General features: G+C 40.1%; 15 protein-coding genes. All 15 read right to left on the bottom strand.

Translation table 11 applies throughout. From position 1 onward, the window contains the following. Window positions 1-57 precede the first annotated feature (57 nt). The gene (locus GSQ19_RS10865; protein ID WP_011317968.1) at window positions 58-945 is read right to left on the bottom strand and encodes a glycosyltransferase family 2 protein; all 888 of its coding nucleotides are present in this window, start codon (window positions 943-945) and stop codon (window positions 58-60) included. Between the two features lie 80 nt (window positions 946-1,025). After that, window positions 1,026-2,000 carry a glycosyltransferase family 2 protein gene (locus GSQ19_RS10860; RefSeq protein WP_011317967.1) on the bottom strand — a complete coding sequence of 325 codons (975 nt, stop codon included), beginning with the start codon at window positions 1,998-2,000 and terminating at the stop codon, window positions 1,026-1,028. Between the two features lie 119 nt (window positions 2,001-2,119). Further along, window positions 2,120-3,088: a glycosyltransferase gene (locus GSQ19_RS10855; protein WP_011317966.1), complete on the bottom strand. Its 969-nt coding sequence runs from the start codon at window positions 3,086-3,088 to the stop codon at window positions 2,120-2,122. A gap of 58 nt (window positions 3,089-3,146) precedes the next feature. Beyond that, a complete protein-coding gene (hepA, locus tag GSQ19_RS10850; RefSeq protein WP_011317965.1) occupies window positions 3,147-4,967 on the bottom strand; it encodes a heterocyst formation ABC transporter subunit HepA in 1,821 nt (606 codons plus the stop codon). A 451-nt stretch (window positions 4,968-5,418) separates the two neighbouring features. After that, a complete protein-coding gene (hepC, locus tag GSQ19_RS10845; RefSeq protein WP_011317964.1) occupies window positions 5,419-6,192 on the bottom strand; it encodes a heterocyst development glycosyltransferase HepC in 774 nt (257 codons plus the stop codon). Between the two features lie 855 nt (window positions 6,193-7,047). Next, a complete protein-coding gene (locus GSQ19_RS10840; protein WP_011317963.1) occupies window positions 7,048-9,273 on the bottom strand; it encodes a GumC family protein in 2,226 nt (741 codons plus the stop codon). A gap of 116 nt (window positions 9,274-9,389) precedes the next feature. Beyond that, the gene (locus tag GSQ19_RS10835; protein ID WP_011317962.1) at window positions 9,390-10,478 is read right to left on the bottom strand and encodes a glycosyltransferase; all 1,089 of its coding nucleotides are present in this window, start codon (window positions 10,476-10,478) and stop codon (window positions 9,390-9,392) included. 516 nt (window positions 10,479-10,994) lie between these two features. Continuing rightward, on the bottom strand, window positions 10,995-12,308 hold the full coding sequence (locus GSQ19_RS10830) for an NAD(P)H-dependent oxidoreductase (protein ID WP_011317961.1): 1,314 nt from the start codon (window positions 12,306-12,308) through the stop codon (window positions 10,995-10,997). A gap of 69 nt (window positions 12,309-12,377) precedes the next feature. Further along, the gene (rfbC, locus tag GSQ19_RS10825; protein ID WP_011317960.1) at window positions 12,378-12,947 is read right to left on the bottom strand and encodes a dTDP-4-dehydrorhamnose 3,5-epimerase; all 570 of its coding nucleotides are present in this window, start codon (window positions 12,945-12,947) and stop codon (window positions 12,378-12,380) included. 84 nt (window positions 12,948-13,031) lie between these two features. Continuing rightward, the gene (locus tag GSQ19_RS10820; RefSeq protein WP_011317959.1) at window positions 13,032-13,844 is read right to left on the bottom strand and encodes a phytanoyl-CoA dioxygenase family protein; all 813 of its coding nucleotides are present in this window, start codon (window positions 13,842-13,844) and stop codon (window positions 13,032-13,034) included. 7 nt (window positions 13,845-13,851) lie between these two features. Next, window positions 13,852-14,865: a glycosyltransferase family 2 protein gene (locus GSQ19_RS10815; protein ID WP_011317958.1), complete on the bottom strand. Its 1,014-nt coding sequence runs from the start codon at window positions 14,863-14,865 to the stop codon at window positions 13,852-13,854. A 92-nt stretch (window positions 14,866-14,957) separates the two neighbouring features. Further along, entirely contained in the window at window positions 14,958-15,800 is an 843-nt protein-coding gene (locus GSQ19_RS10810) for a phytanoyl-CoA dioxygenase family protein (protein WP_011317957.1), read from the bottom strand. Window positions 15,801-15,814: 14 nt separating this feature from the next. Further along, entirely contained in the window at window positions 15,815-16,852 is a 1,038-nt protein-coding gene (locus GSQ19_RS10805; RefSeq protein ID WP_011317956.1) for a glycosyltransferase family 2 protein, read from the bottom strand. A 227-nt stretch (window positions 16,853-17,079) separates the two neighbouring features. Further along, a complete protein-coding gene (locus GSQ19_RS10800; protein WP_011317955.1) occupies window positions 17,080-18,108 on the bottom strand; it encodes an NAD-dependent epimerase/dehydratase family protein in 1,029 nt (342 codons plus the stop codon). A 75-nt stretch (window positions 18,109-18,183) separates the two neighbouring features. Next, complete coding sequence (lhgO, locus tag GSQ19_RS10795; protein ID WP_011317954.1) at window positions 18,184-19,398, bottom strand: L-2-hydroxyglutarate oxidase; 1,215 nt, start codon at window positions 19,396-19,398, stop codon at window positions 18,184-18,186. Between the last annotated feature and the right edge of the window lie 30 nt (window positions 19,399-19,428).

The following is a 19,428-nucleotide window of genomic DNA, read 5'->3' as shown; positions in this document are numbered from 1 at the left end:
ACCTCCCCTGCTTCCCCTGCCCCCTTGCTCCCTGCCCCCCTGCCTCTCTGCCTCCCCTCATCCCCAATTCAACTGGGACGGCTGCCATAATTTTTGGATATGAGAACGGCGAATAATTTCCGGCCAGGCTTGTAGGGAACCCCGCTTGCAGAGGTATGCAGTCATGTGCAGGAAGTATACACAGCAAAAACCGATGAGTTTTATGACATTAGGGAATAAATCTTTGTAACGTTTAATCCCGATGTAGAGCCTAGCCGCTTCTATAGAAATTTCGTATTTAGTTAGTTTGCCGATATCCGATTCCATCAAGGAACTTTTACCGTTTCCTCCAGCATTGAGGACACGTAATTCTGGGCAATTTAAAATTTTGTAACCTCGCTTCAATGCCCGTAAACACAGTTCTGCATCTTCATAACCAAAAAATATATTTTCATCCCACTGTTCTTGCTCAAAAAACTGACGGGGAAAGATAGAGGCATGAATAGCTATAGTTTCGGGAACATCACTAGAACGGAAATATCCGCGAAAAGATAACTTTCCCGGAGCCATTACATATCCGTCAGGGCTATAGCTAATGCCAGAAAGAATGGTGTGCTGACTCTGTTCTGGTGACATTTTTGCGTATTGAGCGATCGCACCACCAATAAACTCTGGTTCAACGCAAATATCATCATCAATAAAAGCAACTAAATCTGTTGCTGATGCTGGGATGGCATTAACTGCATTGTTGCGGTTAGCACAAACACCAATCCGGGGGCCAGTAATATAAATTGTCTGGGGATATTGTTCAACAATCTTTTGATTTTGCTGCTGCATCTCCATACTCGGCGAGTCATCAGACACAATTACCGAGTGTGGCTTGATCTGGGAATCCCACAGCGATCGCAAGCAATTTTCCAAATCCTCAGGGCGATTTCTAGTTGTGATGCAAGCCGATAGCCGCATTTTATTTATACCTCTTTAGTTAGTTTTTTTAGATCCCCAGAGATACCCGACTTCTTAGAGAAGCCGGGTATCTGACTGAATTAAAATCTTGATGCGATCGTCGGGGGTGTAAAACTGAGCATCAACCCCACCATCGTTCTCAGCTTTAGACTTTGTTTTAAAGAACGCCAGAAGTAGGAACGGGCTAATTTCATCTGTTTACTACGCATGAAACCAATGCCTAAGGTTGTGTTGACATGGGCCCATTGCTGCTGAAAATAGGGTTTAAGCTCCTGTAGGCGCTCATCAGCCATAAACTGCTCGTAGCAAAACATATCAGCTTGAGCCTTGCGGATTTTTGCCTGAGGATCGCGCTTACCACTGAGCATGGTTTCTGTTTGTTCATGGACACGATAACGTGTCAGTTTTTCCGGATAAAAATAAGCTCCTAAGCCAGAACGACAAAACAGGTAGTTTAAATATATATCCCATGAACCGCCGACTTCAGCCGGAATGGCATCCCAGGCGATCGCATCTCGACGCATCACGGCTGCTGTGGCTGTCGAGACTGATCTATCTATTAAGGCCATCCGATAAAAGGGTTGATAAATTCCTTCTGGCAAATCAACTCGTTTATATGTATGGGAATATTCTTCTGTGAGCGCATCATCTATATTGCCGTCGGCATCTATGATGTAGTGGTCACAAAAGGCTAAGGCTAAATTGGGGTTAGCTTCCAAAGGCGGAACGAGCTTTTCGAGAAAGTCCTCTTCCCACATATCATCGTCCAGCAAACAGGCAATATATTTTCCCCGCGCCATTTGAAAGGCTTTCATGGTGTTGGCAAACATTCCCATATTTGATGAATTGCGGAAAAAGCGAATACGCGAATCATCAAAGGAATCAACAATTGCCTGGGGATTTTGTGGACTACAATTGTCGCAAACAATAATTTCAATATGGGAATAAGTCTGTCTTACGGCACTTGTCAGCGCTGCTTGTAAATAGTTTGGGCGGTTATAGGTAGGTGTAATAACGCTAACTAAAGGAGTGGAGGAGTTAGTATCTATAGCCATAATTTTAATAGGGGGTTAGAGACTGGGATTTTTACTCAGTACTCAGCACGGGCTGAACGCCCCGCTATCGCTAACAGCGCCTTCAAAGGAGGAGAGATAACGGCTAAACATACTTACGGCTAAATTGTGGGGCTTTCCGTATGAACATCGGCACTAAGCAAAAATTTTCCACTTTTAAATAAAAATCGTGCTAGGTAATAGGCTCGCTCTTTCCCAGAGTAAAAAGGCCATCCCAGTATTAAGCGTGAGATAGCCCACACCTCCCGGAGATCCCATTGGGATTGTTGATAATATTTCGTGCGTCGATATTGGAGATTGCGGGATAAGTCAACTTTTGCACCATAACCAATACGTACTAAATAGTCGTTGATATATTGGTTAGTCATCTCAATCCCGGCTTGGGACTTGGCTTGTTGTTCGCTGGTGGCGATCGCTGCACTTATATGATTATTCGCGCCATGTATGCGATAGTACGCCAAATTTTCCTGTAATGTCTTAATTTTACCGAGGAAGGCTGTGCAGTAAATAATGCAACCATCAGCCCAAATTCGCCATTTCACAGGATCGATAGGAAATACTTTTTCCAAAGCTTCACGGCGATAAGCTAGTCCAGATGTGGGCGGAAAACACCAAGCATTGCCTGTCTTCAATATGACTGAGGCTAAATCTTCACTCAGTTTCGGCCCTTGAGTCGAAGCTTGATCAATCGTCTGGTCATTGCCATCTATGATATCCAAATGGTGCATGACACCAACTACATCTGATGTCTGAAACACCTCAACAATGCGCTGTAATTTATGAGGTTTCCACACATCATCTGCATCCAGAAAAGCTACGACTTCGCCAGTCGCCGCCGCAAACCCCGCATTGAAAGCGCCTCCCTGTCCTTGATTTGCTTGAAAGATGGGCTTGATTTTATCCGGTGCTTGTTCTTGCAGTTGGGTAATAACATCACGGCTGTTATCTGTAGAACCATCATCTACGATAACGATTTCAATGTCTGAGTATGTTTGAGTGAGAACAGAGTTGATTGCTCTAGAAAGATAACGAGCATAGTTGTAATTAGAGACGATAACAGAAATCTTCATAGGGAATAGGGAATCACTATTGACTATTGACCATTGACTATTGACTATTGACCATTGACTATTGACTATGTCCTGATTCATGTTGCATTTGGTGATATTTCCAAAGCTTTCCGCGTTGTTCTAGGAGTTCTTGATAATTTCCTTGCTCGACAATTCGCCCTTGTTCCATCACCACAACCTTGTCTGCTTTGGCGATTGTGGAGAGTCTGTGAGCGATCGCAATTACTGTTCTACCCACGGAAAGTTTTTCTATAGACTCCTGAATTAACCGTTCGGAGACTGAATCTAGGGCGCTGGTAGCTTCGTCGAGGATGAGGATTTCGGGATCTCTCAGTAATGCACGAGCGATCGCAATCCGTTGTCTTTGTCCTCCAGATAAACGGACACCGCGATCGCCTAACTTAGTATCAAACCCTTCGGGCATTTCTTCAATGAATTGCAACGCATTCGCTAGCCGCGCTGCTTCTCTAATTTCGGCTTCACTCGCCCCAGATGTACCGTAGGCGATATTGTCTCTAATAGAAGTGTTGAAAATAAATGTATCTTGACTAACTACAGCCATTTTGCGACGGAGGGAATTGATTTCAAAGTACTGCACATCCAGTCCATCTACTAAAATCTGTCCCTCTGTCGGATCGTAAAATCGGGGAATTAAATCAGCTAATGTAGTTTTACCCGCACCCGATGCACCTACCAGGGCTGTTGTTTTACCACGCTCAATTGTCAGGGTGATATTATTCAATACCAAATTATCGGCAGTATAACCAAAATCTACAGATACTAAATCAATTGAACGCTTCAAACCTTGAAAATGAAGTTTACCATCTTTCAAGTAAGGCTTATTATTCGTCTGCAAAATATTTTTAATGTTTTCTGATGACCCTTGTAAAGTACTCAGAAAAGCAACCGTACCGTTAATATCTTGAATATTGGGAATCACTCTGACTAAAACAAAGAAGAATGTCAATAATGAGGCAACTGGTAATGTAAATGTCGTGAAGGAAATCACAATCAAACTAATCAAAACTGTAGTAGCTATGCCTTCAGCTATGGGTTTTACTAGTGTCCAAGCTAAGACAACTTTGATAGCTGCATTCAGTTGATTAGTACTGGCTTTATAGAAACGTTGACGTTCAAATTCCTGTGTCCCAAAGGCTTGAATTGTCCGAATCCCATTGATAAACTCTACTGCTGTAGCTGTAAATTGAGCATTAGCATGGGAAATGCCAAAACTGGTTTCTCTGACTCGCTTATTCAGCGTGGATAATCCCACTGCTAACAGTAAAAATATCAGCACAGAAATAATCGAAAGTTGCCATGATATAGAAAACATCACAACAAAGTAAACGCAAACAGTCATGATTCGGGTTAACACAAAAGCCAACCCACTAAAACCCTGTTTGATTCTTTCAATCTCTGTAGTAATCGTATTAATGAGTTCACCCGAACGAGTTTGAGCAAAGTAACTCAACCTCAGAGCTTGTAATTGCTCAAAAATTTGCTTATGTAAGCGATCTGCTAAATTAAGTTGGGCTGATTCAGTGTATACTCCGCCAAAATAATTGAAGGTAGCACGCATCCAGGTACTCAACAAAATTAGTAGAGATATCCTATATATAGGGGGAATCGGCCAAGCGTTAGCAGCCAAAATCATGTCAATCCAGCTAATTCCTGTTTGAATTGGCTCATTAGGAGTAGTCAATTTTTGTAAAAATGACAGTAGAAAACCAATACTAACACCTTCAAAACTGGCAGCTAAAAATGAAAATATTACGGCTAAAATAGCTATTTTGCGAAAATGTTTGATTTCTCGCAATATTAAATGGTTCTCTTTCCAGAAGCTATTAGCTTTAAATAATTTATGTGGTGATTTTGGCATTTTTAAATGCGTTGTATATTTTCTAAGACAAATTTTGTGAACAGCGACAACCTAATTTTTCACTAAAGTGTAGTAATTCATCTATAGGATTCATACTTGCTTGTTGAAATAAGTGTAGTACGGGCGTTGCTCACAATTTTATGGTTGTGGTGGGCATGATCCACCCTACAGATACTTATATTCTTCAATAATTAAATAGGAACCTTGTGTTTACAACACTGAGTAAAAATAACGGATTTTAGCAGAGTCGATGACGTAATTACATAGTGCATTCCCAGGAAAATAAATTGAGTAAAATCCTCATTAATTTAGGATATTCGGATTTTTTTTAATCTTTCAGGATAAACACTAATTCTAATTTTTATAGGACTAGTATTTGATTTCTGAAATATAAGTAGTAGGGTGGGCATTGCCCACCATAACCATGATAGGCACCCTACAGATACTGTATTTAATTTTGAATTTTGTAGGCTTGCCTGCCTGTAGGAGATGTTGTACTCCTACGGAGAATCCGCAGAGTATTTTGAATTGATTTATCTGCCTGTTCTTGTCCTGCTAAACTGAGTCGCACAGCATCCTCTAAAGTCCAACAAGCAGATCCCGTTAAACTCATTTCTCCCCGCAGTACATTCCATAACTGTGGTAGATGAGCCAAACCAGATTTCTTTAACCAAACTTGCAATATTTGAGGATGATTTTGAGTAGGAGTTAACTTGATGACTCGAAAAATTTTACCCCTTTCGCCTACACGCCACTCATGGGTAAACAAAGATTTTCGTGAATCAATCTGCATCAGTATAACCAAGCCTAAAAGCACTGGACTTACTAACAGCATCAATCCAAAAGCTACTAGCCAGTCTATTAATCTCCACAACCATCTAATAGATTGAATACTTAATGTGGGTGTGGGTGGCTTTCGGTGAGCAGGTTTACTCAGAAAAATAGGTTTATGTGCTTTTTTACAAGCTTCAGCCCAGAACTTTAGCCAAGTTTCACCTAATTTGCCATCTATACTCACCAGATTGACTGGAGAGCGTTTTAAGCAATCAACTAATAATTGTTCATCGTTTAGAGAAGGTAAACATAACTGTTCGACTTTGTTAGCAGGTTTCACTAACAATTGGCCCCGTCTCCACTGAAGCGTGTAATGTGAGGAACCATGATTTTGATTTTGTGGAGGCACTGTATCGTGACTCTCAACAGTTGAAACTATTACGCTTGTCATAATGTCTTTGGATTCATCCAAATTAAATTGCTGAGATAATATCCAAGGCTGTCAATGCCAAAGACTGTGATGGAAGGTTTATTCTGCTCAAATAATTTTTAAATTATTATGTGCAGAATTAGGTTTTTTGGATGGTAGAAGTTGCGAGTAAATATATTACTGAATATGATTTTGTTAATCAGTATCCAGGGCTGCCATATTGTGTAGATAATTAGCCGTAAACCTATTACTAAAGATGCTTGGTAAATATAGATTTTTCGGTGTTGCTGATTGAGAATATGAATTTGTCTGACTCATACCGCTAACGCGGAACTTGTAGAGTAGGTGCAAAGTTATAAAGAAAAGCAAAGGTAATTTTTGCATTTCATACTCTGATTCAGCAACGCTGATTTTTCTATAAAAATGAAGGATATTGGAAATTTAGAGAGGCAAATTAACCTAACCTTTTTCATGTCTGCCTTAAGCCTCAAAACTCCTTTGAACCAGCACTTTACATTTACGTTGTATGACAGCTACTTTTTTACTTGCACAATAATTTTCAGAGCATCATTTGATTTCTACTTTGAAACCATTGGAATTAGATTTCAATCTCTAGGATATAAGACTCTGTAGAAATAACTATATACTCAAGCTAATTCTTTATTTAGTCTTTAAATAGTCGTGGCTTTAATTAGATATTGATAAAGTCGAAATAAATAAGTATTTAAAATCACAGTAAATTACTTTGCCAACAACCTCTAATACTAAAAATATGGGTACAAAAGGATGTGTGCGATCGCCTCTTATGGGGTGCGATCGCACAATCAAAAAATATAGCTAAGTTAGGACATGGGGATCACATTCTCCCCCCACGTATTACTTTTCCACCGCTTGTTGCAAAGCAAAACGGTATTCCCGCGCATAAGGTACATAGGTGCTATCAGAGTTAGAAACTCCATTAGCCACAACACCAATCAGGTTTAACTTGCTCAACATAGCTGTAGCTTGAGCGATTTGATTGCGAGTCACTTTTCCCAGACTAGCTACCATCACCACACTTCTACAAGATGATGCTGTCAACAAAGCATCTACTAGACCTATAACTGGTGGCGCATCAATAATCACCAAATCGTAGTTCTCCTCAAATGCTGCCATTAACTGTTTCATCCGTGGAGAACTCAAGAGATTTGCTGAGTCACTGGGCGAGGGACCAGCTGTCAAAATATCGATGTAAGCAGAACCTACGTTATGAATACCAATCTGTTCGGGTAAAGTGATTTCGCTGGCTAACAAAGTTGATAGCCCTTGGTCGTTGGGAAGATTGAGATGTTCATGGAGGCTAGGATCTCGCAAATTCGCATCAATCAGTAGCACCCGTTTGTGTAACCGGGCTGCACTCATAGCTAAACCCAAGGCCAAACCAGATTTACCTCTATCCAGTAGAGGTGAGGTAATCATCAAGGACTTTAAGCTAGATACCGAGTTTAACAGCTCGATATTTTTGTAAATCAGATCCAACGATTCCCAACGGATGGAAGACTGTAGCACCTCCACAGTCCAAGGCCCTAAAACCTCAGGCTTGCCAAAAGGCAACTTGATGACTGATTCTCTACCCTTTGCTGGTGGCAATTTCGGGGTGCTTCCTAATAAAGGTAAAGCTACTTGTTTTTCTAACTCAGCTGTGGTGTGAACAGAATCATCAGCAGCTTCTCGAATAAAGGCAGCAATACCTCCCAGCATTAACCCCACAACAGCACCCAACATCAAATTCTGTTGGAGATTTGGGCCTAATTTCATCCCTAACTGGGGTTCTTCCACCACTTCCCAGTTAAATCCCCCTTTAGCCAGTTCTTGCCGTAGTTGTTGTTCTGCCCGTAATAACTGCTCTAGTCTCTCACGGCTGAATTGCAACTGTGGTTGTATACGGTTGTAATAAGCCAACAGGGGCGGAAAACGTTTAATTTCTAGGCGTAGTTGATTTTCTTTTTGTGCCAGAGTTTGATCACGGGCAGTCAATGAAACTATGGTTGTCTGGGTTTCTACTAATTGACTAGCCAAAGTCAGATCAATTTCCCCAAACTGTCCCTGTTCTAAAAGCGGTTCTCCTCCACGGAAGGCATTAGCAGATTTAACACCTAGAGTTCTACCTACTTCCTGTTGCAATAATTCTTTTTGGCTTTGCAACTGTTCTTTTAGCTTCTGGACACTGGGGGTTTCATCTGTGAAGCGTAAACGTTCTTGAGCTAGTAACAGTTCTGTTTTTTGAATTTCGTTGAGTAAGCCTTGGTAGCGGACGGATTGACTCAAACGAGAAGTAACTAAAGCATTTTTGGGAGAACGATTTAATTGCTCTTCTAAAGATTTTTGTTTTGCTAAAGCCTCTTCGTATGTAGAACGAGTAGTACGACGTTCTTGCTCAATAGTATTTAAAGCAACTTCTAGAGCTTTTGCTTGTTCTTCTGGGTTAATTAAATTTTGGTTTCTGCGGAATCTTTGTAAGTTGGCTTCAGCTGCATTCACTTCTTCACTGGCTTTGCTCAACTGTTCTCTAATAACTTGCAGACCCTTTTTGAGTCGGTTGTCTTGCTGCTGTTTGTTATATTCCACATAGACTTGCCTGATAGCACCGAGAACTTTTTGAGTTTGTTCAGGGTCGCCAGAAGTATAATCTACTTGAAAAATTTTAGTAGCGACATTATCTTCTTTTGTCCTAACTTGATTTAAGACTAAGGCATTTTTAATATCAGCTACAGTAATATTTGGATATTCTGATCGCAATTTGTCAACTGCTTTGTGAATTAGTCCTGAACTTTGCATCAAGTTCAGTTGTGTAGCAGTATCTATTTGTATATCAGGTTCGAGAAACTGGGTCTCTGGAGTACCACCCTCTCTTTTGCCTTGATAGTTAGGTTCTACTAACAGTTGCATTGTGCTTTTGTAAGTAGGCTTGGTTCTTGCAGTCATCAGGGCTGCTAGGGCAATTGTTGTTAAAAATGCCGTTAAGAACCAAGGGGACCTACGCAGAAAAACTGAAAAGATTTTGCCGTAACTGGGTTCTGAATCAGCGCTGTTTATATTTGTACTTAGATTAGTTTGAACCACTTTGATGATCCTTGTATTCGAGACGCTAATAAAATAAATGAATGTTGAGTAATCAGTAATAAGTGCTGAGTAATGAGTAATATTTTCCACTCAGCACTTTTTGGCTAGTTACTGATTTAATTGAGGCTACAAGTTTGGGTAATAACTCGCTCAACTTTACTAAAGAAAACTGGCTCAGAAAAATTATTCACGGCATGATTACGAATATTTTCATAATCCCAAGTGATTTCTCCGGACTCTAATAATGCTTTTTGTAAAGATTCTGGTGTTTGTCGCTTGAAAAATACGCCAGTCTGACCGTTTATTTGAGTATCTAAGACTCCACCTGCACCAAAAGCAATCACTGGTGTACCGCTAGCATTAGCCTCTACAGGAACTAAACCATAGTCTTCTAAAGCAGCTACGATAATAGATTTAGCTTTAGAGAATAATTCCTTACGTTGGTTGTCACTGACATGACCTAAAAACTTAATATTATCCAAAGCTTTGGCTTGTAATCTTTCTCTTTCTGGCCCATCCCCAGAGATGATTAACGGCCATCCAAGCCAATTAAAAGCTTCGACTATAATATCCAGGCGCTTATAACTAATCATCCGTGCTGATGCCAAATAATATTCGTCTTTTGTATCAGAGAAAACAAAGTTACTAGTATCAATTGGATAGTTAATCATTATTGCCTGTTTGCCATAAATCTGCTGAATACGACGGGCAACAGTGCTGGAGTTAGCAATATAAATATCGGGTTCCTGAGCATATTTCAGGTCTACATCTCGCATTAATTGAAATACTTTTTCGATTAAAACTGACAAATATCTATAATCGCTATACTCTCTTAAATAAGTTTCTGTATCCCATAGAAAACGGGTGACATTATGACAAAAGCAAATATGTTTAGCACCTGGTTTTTTCCGAACTGCTTTGGCGAAGCTGGTGCTACTGCTAATAATTAAGTCATAATCTTGTAAATCTAATGCCCGAAAGGCAGGAAAATATAAAGGAGCCATTAATCTAAAGTATTTGGCTGCACCAGGAATTTTTTGCAAGAATGTTGTGTTAACTATCCGCTCACCCATATCAATAGTTTTTTCTGGGTCATACAATGATGTAAAAATATCGGCTTCAGGATAGCGTTTACAAAGTAATTCAAATACACGTTCTGCCCCACCGCGCTGGGTCAAATAATCATGGACTAGAGCAACTTTCATATCAGTCTAAATTTGTGAAGATTTGCCTTAAAATATTTCAGCAGAAACTAGTTATTATTTTGGTATTTTGGATGATATTTTTTAACTATTTTTTGATACATTTATCGAAGTTTGTAGAATTATAAGTGATGCGATCGCTAGTAAATAATAGTATTGACAAACAAACTCAAAATTGATTCTATCTTTTGAATTATTTTGCTATTTAATTAGGAAATTAATTGTTTTCAGATAGCTTCAGCCCCCCTGTTGATGAAAAGGGGGGCGTTTTTGAGTTTGGTAATTGGTAATTGGTAATAGACTATCCAGTAGGGTGCGTCAGTATGAAAATTTCTGAGTATAGTTAGGTTCTATCGCACTGACGCACCCTACCAAACAATCAATTGCGGCTAATTCATTTTGAATTTTGCGAAAAGTTCTGTAGGCGGTGAATCCAGTGCTGTAGGAGGGGTTTCCCGCCGTAGGAAACTTTTCAAGACGAATTTTGAATTTTGAATTGAGTCATTTTTTGGTGTTCCCTTAACCAACAGTTACCAGAACTTTTTCTGGGGCAAAATATTTGTCTTGCTCGGCTCGTAGTTGGTCACAAAGTCTGCCTTCTGGTAGTTCTACATCATCGTAGGTGAGGACTTGATCTTTAGGAATATCACGTTTGAGACGACATCCTTCTGCTAGACCCATTGGTAGGAGGTTTTGCTGTTGGACGATATCGGAGTTTTCACACTGTCCATAGGTCATGTAGTAGCCAATGCCATCTAGGGTTTCTCCGGCTTTCAGGTCTATTTTGGCAGTGGTGATGACATCTACCGAGAGGCCTGCTAGAGGAGCCATGACAGCATCGCTGAAGAGGACGGCACGAGCTACAGATAGGGGAACCTCAAAATGGCAGAGGTGGTAGGGAGTGTAGAAGCTATAGAGGGGGCCTTCGCCTAATTTGTAGAGGTTGAGGTAGTGGCGTTGTTTGGGGTCGTCGTGGGTAGCAAACACATATACGCCAGGGCCGGGTTTTGCACCAACTACATAATCAACAATACCGCCTAGCTGCTTGAGTTGTTCCACATCGTACATATTGGTCATCTCATCAACATGACCGGTGAAGTCATATCCCAACATCCCTCGTTTAGCGACTTTCATACCTGTAGCGTTAGCCACGATCGCCTGTTCAAAGGAAATTTTGCTACCATCAGCAAAGCTGGTTACCATGTGGGCTTTTTGTCCCCAACGCTTGGCAAATCCTTCTTGGGTGGTGGGGTTGCGGTAGGGGTCTTGCAAGCCTTTGATGTTACCGCAAAGCAGGGGAGTCAGACCGATGCTTTGAACAAATCGGTAAAGATTCATTTGCACCCCTGGTTGGTCGCCATCACAAGCACTGAGAATCACCCCGGCTTTGTCTGCATAGACTTTCAGGATGGGGCCGATTGTACCGTCAAGTTCCGCATTCATCATGATAACGTGTTTGCGGTGGGCGATCGCTTCCATGACTACATGAGCGCCGAATTCTACCGCACCGGTGACTTCGATAATTGCATCGATACCCTCGGCTTGGCAGATGATTTTGGCATCTTCGGTAATAGTATACTTACCTTGAGCGATCGCACTTTCTAATTCACCTACAGAATCCACAATTTCAATATCTTCGATACCAGCTTCACTATAAGCTCGTTTCGCGCCATCAATACTGCGGTTAGAGATAGCAACTAACTCCATCCCTGGAACTGAATTAATAATTTGGTTGGCAATACCCCGACCCATAAAACCAGCGCCAATCATTCCCACTTTCACGGGGTTACCAGCAGCAGCACGAGCCTTTAAGGCGTTATCAATAATAATCATTTTGCTTAATCCTTTATTTTCTAAAACAAGCAACAGAAGCAGAATATCTTACTCACAACTCAGTATTGTTTAACAAACTGCTTCTACTGGGTCTGGGCTACCGATGGGGATAGTTTCTAATAAAGGCCAATTGGCATCTTTATCAGAAATTACAGTCACATCTAAAGGCCATTCAATGTTGAAGAATGGGTCATTATAACGCAGGCCTTTTTCATATCCTGGGGTATAAAATTCACCTACTTGATACACCACTTCTGCATCATCGGTGAGGGCTTGATAACCATGAGCAAACATCTCTGGTACATACAAAGCACGACGATTATCAGCAGTGAGTTCTACACCAATATGTGATAAAAATGTTGGTGATTCGGGACGCATATCAATAATTACGTCATAAATAGCGCCCTTAATACAACGAATTAGTTTTGTTTCGGCGGCTGGTCTGAGTTGATAGTGCATCCCCCGCAGTGTACCTTTTTTATAGTTATAAGATAAGTTACACTGAGCAACTACTGGTTTTAAACCGTGGGCTGCAAATTCATTAGCACAAAAAGTTCTGGCAAAAAAACCACGATGATCTGGTTTTTCTTCTAAATCAATAATAAATGCGTCCTGGAGTGATGTAGCGGTAAAAATCATGGGTTTCTCAACTATGAATTAATGATGGGAGAATAATGACTAATCACTTAGTCTTTACACAGATGAATCAGCTAAACAGGAACTTTAGCTATAATTTGGTTTAGGAAAAGTATCATCCCAGTATTGAGTACAAAGTCCTGGTCTTTTGGCAGGATTGGCAGTGTAGGCATAGAATAGAGTTGAACGTTCTTCTGTGCGGACTGTGCCATGATGTAGAAGTCTTTGGGTATCAGCAATAATTACGCTTCCTGCTGGGCCAGTACATGATTTCCAAGCTGATTTAGGCACAATTTTATTTAATGCCTCATCGTTGATACCTGACTTATGAATTTTGTAGTAAAGTCGATAGAAATTCAAACTATCTATAGAGGTAAACGATGCTGGTACATATTCAAAAGGCCCGTGTTTTTCTTCTACATCACTTAAGTAAATGATAATTTTGACAATGCGGCGATCTTCTGAATCTCTATGCCATAACATTGTACTGAATTGATTGGCATTTACAAAGTCTTTGCGGATTTGTACGCCATGATAAGCGACTGGAAGACCAATATAATTTTCTAGAATATTCAATAGTCTTGATTCACTTCCCCAGTTATAAAAATCAGGTATGTGGGTAACTGTGTAAATTTCTGGGGGATTTTGGGCTGATTCTGCATAGCTACCTTGTCCCATACCTGGTAATAAGGTATGAGAAGCTTTAAGTAATTGTGCTGTGGATGGAAGCCCTAACTCTTGTAGTGTAGTGATGTAAACTCCCTCACTTTTAAGAGTATCAACAATCAGGCGATCGCGTGATTCTACTTTAGGCAAATTGGGAGCATATTGCCAGAGTTTGACTCTATAGGAAACTTCTGAGTTTAGCGCTTCAATTTTCTCTTTGACTGTAGTTAGCATGGGAGACTCACTTTGTCTTACTATCAGATTTCATTAAGTCACGTCTGTTGTTACTATTACTTCTACTGATAACTTCTTGCGAAACCCCTTCTTTAGTAAGAATAATAGTTTCTAAAACTGATAAACTGACTAGCCCAAAGTAAGGAATTACTGTGGTCAATGCTAGAACAGGCCATCTTCTTAAAGCCCCTAATAGAACCCGCCAATTATTATTATTAAAATGATTGATAACCAGGTTTCTGCAAAAACTATCTGAATAGCCTATTTCTTTCAGCTTGATATTTACCTCTGGTGAATATGTATATTGCATTTTCAGCAACATTTTTGGTTTAACCATCCAATGGCTAGCACCAAAAGCATTTTCTAGATATACATCTTTGCTGATTCTGACATTTCCATGAAAAGCACAGAACCCAGTTAAATATACTTGATAATCTAAGTTATTTACCCCATCAGACCAAGTTTTTAACGCACGTTGTGCTAAATCTGTTCTATATACTTGGGCTGACATTAGTTGTACCCCAGAGCGACTTTCTTGGATACAACGTTCAAAAACTGCCCTACCATCAGTCTCAACAATTTCATCTTCAATCTGATAACAGCGTTCGTACAATAACTCACCTGTTACTTCATGGCGACAAGAAAAATTTAAAATCAGCAGTCCTAAATTAACTGATGTCTTTAATGTGTTGATGAGATAAGAAATCGTTGTGTCCTCGATTTTATCATCATCACTGATTGTCCAAACATATTGGCTGGTTGCAGCATTAAGGCAATAAGCGATGTTTCTCATCACTCCCAGATTTTGACTATTTCTGTTAGAGTGAAAAGCTGTTTCAGGCAAAGCCATCTGCCATTTTTTCACGATTTCTTGGGTATTATCTTCTGAACAATTATCAGAAATAATGATTTCACATTCAGATTCAAAACCTTTGATGGCTTTAGCTAGCCATGCTAATTGTTGGTCAAGTAATTTAGCTCGATTATATGTGGGGAGAGCAATAGTGAGTAATTTATTCATGATTAAACGAAGATGATGCTTGGTGGTGAATTTCCGAAATAGGTATATTTATTTCGCAAATATGAAGATATTCTTGACACCAAAAAATCAAACTAGACAGAATTTTTCTCTAATTCTAGTAAGTCAGCCCTAATATAAGTATCATCCCAGTATTGTGTACAAAGGTCTGGTCTTTCTGGGGGATTGGCCGTATAACAAAAGAAGAGGGTTGAGCGATCTTCCGTCCGCACTGTCCCATGATGTAAAGTATTTTTGGTATCTACAAAAATGACCGTACCTGCTGGACCAGGACATGATTTCCAAGCTGATTTGGGAATGACTGCTTTGACCTGTTCATCGTCGATACCCATATAGCTTGACTGCCAAAGTTTGTAGTAAAGTTGAAAATAATTCCAACTAAATGTGGGAGTTAATGAACGAGGAATGTATTGGAATGGTCCTGTCTTTTCTTCCACATCATTTAAGTACACAAAAACTTTAATCAGACGACGATCTTCTGCATCACTATGCCATAGCAAAGTTCCAAATTGATTATTGCTAGGAAAATCTTTACGTAAATGTACACCGTGAAATTTAATAGGAAGACCAATATAATTTTCGATTATGCTTAGTAGTCTTTGCTCTGTTCCCCAGGTATAAAACTCTGGTAAACCCGTAACTGTATAAATTTGCGGCCACTTTTGTTCTAGATGTTCGTTGTTAGCATTTTGCATCTGGGACAATTGATGTTTAGCAGCCTGGAGCAAATTTTGAGTTGAGCTTAAACCTAAATCTGCAAGTGTCGTGACATAAACACCCTCTTTTTTCAGTGTATCTAGAATGATGCGATCGCGTTTTTCTAGAGATGGTAAATTCTTTATATGTTGCCAGCGTTCTACTTCGCAGGCAAAATCAGAATGTATTGCAGAGAGTTTGTTTTTAATTGTGTTGAGCATACAAACACCTAATTTTATTTATTCAGTAATTTTTGGAGTGATTTTCTATCGTTGTTTGCCGAGGATTGTTGAGATATTGGCTCACTATTTTCAGCAACCCTTATCTCTTTAAAAGGCATCATTTCAAAAGCAGACAAACTCACTAAAGCCACAAAGGGGATAACTGTTTTAACAGCAGATATTGGCCATCTTCTTAAAGCACCCAAGAAAACTTTCAAGTCTACTTCTTTAGAATTATGCAAAAGCATCTGCCGACAAAATTGGTTAGAATATCCAATTTCTCGAAGTTTTAAAATCACTTCGGGGATGTGTTTGTATTGCATTAATAATGCTGATTTCGGCTCTTTCTGCCAATAGCTCACACCAACAATACACTCTAAGAAATTTTCTTTTGTGACAATTACATTACCGTTAGCAGCACAATAACCAGCCAGATATGCTAAAGATATCCAATTATTGGCTGCATCTGGCCAATTTTGTAGAGCTTGCTTAACCAAATCAGTACGATAGATGCTAGCACTCAGGAAGATAACTGCACCTACACTTTTAGCAAAACAATGTTCAAAAACTTCTTTACTATCTCTACACCCATCTTCACAATCAGCATCAAACCAACGATTCCCAATAATTGTTGGTGGGAATACTGGTTGATTAGTAATTTTATTGCGACCAGAAAAGTTGAGAAAGATTAATCCTAAATTTTGATGCTGTTTGATCTTATTGATGACATAGGCAATAGCCCTATCTTGTATAGGATCATCATCGCCAATTGTCCAAACATATTGTGTTTCCGCAGAACTTAGGCAGTACATAATGTTTTTCATTACGCCTAAATTTTTTGAATGTTTGTTAGACTTAAAGGTGACGTTATTTAGTTGATGCTGCCATTTTTGGATAATGCCTTGAGTATTATCAGTAGAACAATTATCAGAAACTAATATCTCACAATATTCTTCAAATCCCTTGATAGCATTTGCCAGCCATGCTAACTGTTGGTCAAGCAGCTTAGCACGATTATAAGTAGGAATGGCAATTGTTAATAATTTGCTCATAATCAAGAATAAGAATCCGAGAGACTGATACTTGGATAAGAATAGAAAATGCTAAAAATGATATTTTTGTGATAGAAGCTGCGGTTAAGGAGTTAATCTCAAATCAGCCTGTAGCGCATCTCATGAATTTTGATAGATTAGTAGTAAAAGCTCTAGCCCTACTTGATTGAAAATTCGAGGGTTTAAGCCCTTACTACAAATCTCTAATGACCAAGCACTTTTAGGTGTTACTTAACATTCCAGAAGAAATCTTGGTTAATTTGTTCAGTCCGGATGAGGTATTCTAGCTGCTTCAAGCGTGTAAAGCCTCTAAACAAGAAGGTGTCTTCAGTCATATCTATTTGACTGAACAAATCAAATAATTGTCTAGCGCCTTTTTGTGCATCCCAATCACACTTAAATCCTGGTAAAACAGTGTTGATTTTCTCAAAAGATACGCGGTAACTGCGATTATCTGCACCATTATCACCGAAGGACAATTTACATCCTGGGAAAGTATCGGCGATGATTTGGGCAATTTCTTTGACGCGGTAGTTGTTTGTAGTATCGCCAACGTTAAAGACTTGGTTGTGAACAATATCACGAGGCGCTTCTAAAGCACAAACTATGGCTTTGCAGATATCTAGTGCATGGACTAATGGCCGCCAAGGAGTACCATCACTAATCATTTTGATTTCTTTGGTAGTCCAAGCCAAACCTGCTAAGTTGTTCAACACAATATCAAAGCGCATTCTGGGAGAAGCACCAAAAGCAGTAGCGTTACGCATAAAGGTAGGGGAGAAGTCATCATCGGCTAAAAGTGTGACATCTCTTTCTACAAGGGTTTTGCATTCTGCGTAGGCTGTTTGGGGGTTAACTGGGGATGCTTCTGTGACATCACCTTCAGTAGCAACACCATACACACTACAAGAAGACATATAGACGAAGCGCCGTACGCCCATTGTTTTCGCTAGGTTAGCCAAACGGACTGAACCTATATGATTGATGTCGTAGGTGATATTTGGTGCTAATTGTCCGGTGGGGTCGTTGGAAAGTTCCGCCATGTGAACGATCGCTTCTACACCTTCTAAGTCTTCGGGGGTGATGTGGCGGATATCTTTATTGAGGGTTTTCGCTGTTATTGGAGTACCGTTGTATAGCCAGCCTACTTTGTAGTAACCAGTATCTACACCAATTACTTCATGTCCTTTGCCAATTAACAAAGAAGGCAATAAACAACCTAAATATCCTTCGGTTCCGGTTACTAAAATTTTCATTTGTGTCAAATTCTCTATATTGGTTAATGGAGAGTGGGGAGGGTTGAGTAGTGACCCCTACCCCTGCCTAACTATCTATGCAATCACCGCATTCTCAAGGTGTGATTGCTGGGGGATTTGTGCAGCGATCGCTTTGCCAATTTCTAAGGAAGAAGTCGCGGCTGGTGAAGGTGCATTGCAAACATGAATGGAGTTTTCACCAGGAACGATGTAGAAGTCGTCTACAAGTTTGCCATCATCCATCAAAGCTTGGGCGCGTACCCCTGCATGGGTGGGGACTAAATCCTCCGCTTGGACTTCGGGAATCAGATTTTGCAAACTTCTGGTGAAAGCGGCTTTGCTGAAGGAACGAATGATTTCTTGGATACCTTCGTCGGCGTGTTTGCCTGCAAGTTTCCAGAAACCAGGGTAGGTCATGACTTCCGCAAAGTCTCTCAGGTCAAAGTCGGTTTTTTTGTACCCTTCGCGCTTCAGACTCAACACTGCATTCGGCCCAGCGTGGACACTTCCGTCAATCATCCGCGTGAAATGGACACCGAGGAAGGGAAATTCGGGGTTAGGAACCGGGTAAATGAGTGTTTTGACCAAATACCGTTTTTCGGGGGTGAGTTCGTAATATTCTCCCCGGAAGGGGACAATTTTTGCGCTTGGTTGTACTCCACCTAACTTAGCGATGCGATCGCTGTGCAATCCGGCACAATTGATCACAAATCTGGTTTCAAAATTGCCTTTATTGGTTTCCAGTACGTGATTTTTACCACTGGGGCAAATTTTCAAAACTTTGGTATTAAGCCTTAAATCTCCGCCTTGTTGTTGAATCAATTCGACGTATTTTAGGCAAACTTGCTTATAATTTACAATGCCAGTTGAAAATACCCGAATCCCCGCTACACATTTAACGTGAGGTTCAATTTCCTTAACTTCTTCGGGGCTAATTTTTTGAACTTCTATGCCATTTTCTAAGCCGCGTTGGTAAAGGTTTTCTAGGCGTGGTAACTCCTGCCCATTTGTCGCTACAATTACCTTGCCACAAACCTCATGGTCGATGCCATACTCCTGGCAAAACTTTACCATTGAGTCTCTACCATCACGGCAAAATTTAGCTTTAAAACTACCAGGCTTGTAATAAATTCCAGAGTGAATTACACCACTATTATTACCAGTTTGGTGAAATGCCCACTGGCTTTCTTTTTCTAATACTAAAATTCTTGCTTGGGGATAACGCTTACCTAAAGCCATCCCTGTGGATAACCCAACTATGCCCCCACCAACAATGGTAAAATCGTACATTGTTATTACTGCAAAAATTACACTAAATCA

It is taken from the genome of Trichormus variabilis 0441 (assembly GCF_009856605.1).
GTDB lineage: Bacteria > Cyanobacteriota > Cyanobacteriia > Cyanobacteriales > Nostocaceae > Trichormus > Trichormus variabilis.
The sequence above is the reverse complement of the archived record's forward strand: the minus strand, read 5'-3'. Positions and strand labels throughout refer to the sequence as shown.

Coding starts and splice junctions, on each gene's coding strand:
- GSQ19_RS10865 (WP_011317968.1), bottom strand. CDS start 945: ATGCGGCTATCGGCTTGCATCACAACTAGAAATCGCCCTGAGGATTTG.
- GSQ19_RS10860 (WP_011317967.1), bottom strand. CDS start 2,000: ATGGCTATAGATACTAACTCCTCCACTCCTTTAGTTAGCGTTATTACA.
- GSQ19_RS10855 (WP_011317966.1), bottom strand. CDS start 3,088: ATGAAGATTTCTGTTATCGTCTCTAATTACAACTATGCTCGTTATCTT.
- hepA (WP_011317965.1), bottom strand. CDS start 4,967: ATGCCAAAATCACCACATAAATTATTTAAAGCTAATAGCTTCTGGAAA.
- hepC (WP_011317964.1), bottom strand. CDS start 6,192: ATGACAAGCGTAATAGTTTCAACTGTTGAGAGTCACGATACAGTGCCT.
- GSQ19_RS10835 (WP_011317962.1), bottom strand. CDS start 10,478: ATGAAAGTTGCTCTAGTCCATGATTATTTGACCCAGCGCGGTGGGGCA.
- GSQ19_RS10830 (WP_011317961.1), bottom strand. CDS start 12,308: ATGATTATTATTGATAACGCCTTAAAGGCTCGTGCTGCTGCTGGTAAC.
- rfbC (WP_011317960.1), bottom strand. CDS start 12,947: ATGATTTTTACCGCTACATCACTCCAGGACGCATTTATTATTGATTTA.
- GSQ19_RS10820 (WP_011317959.1), bottom strand. CDS start 13,844: ATGCTAACTACAGTCAAAGAGAAAATTGAAGCGCTAAACTCAGAAGTT.
- GSQ19_RS10815 (WP_011317958.1), bottom strand. CDS start 14,865: ATGAATAAATTACTCACTATTGCTCTCCCCACATATAATCGAGCTAAA.
- GSQ19_RS10810 (WP_011317957.1), bottom strand. CDS start 15,800: ATGCTCAACACAATTAAAAACAAACTCTCTGCAATACATTCTGATTTT.
- GSQ19_RS10805 (WP_011317956.1), bottom strand. CDS start 16,852: ATGAGCAAATTATTAACAATTGCCATTCCTACTTATAATCGTGCTAAG.
- GSQ19_RS10800 (WP_011317955.1), bottom strand. CDS start 18,108: ATGAAAATTTTAGTAACCGGAACCGAAGGATATTTAGGTTGTTTATTG.
- lhgO (WP_011317954.1), bottom strand. CDS start 19,398: ATGTACGATTTTACCATTGTTGGTGGGGGCATAGTTGGGTTATCCACA.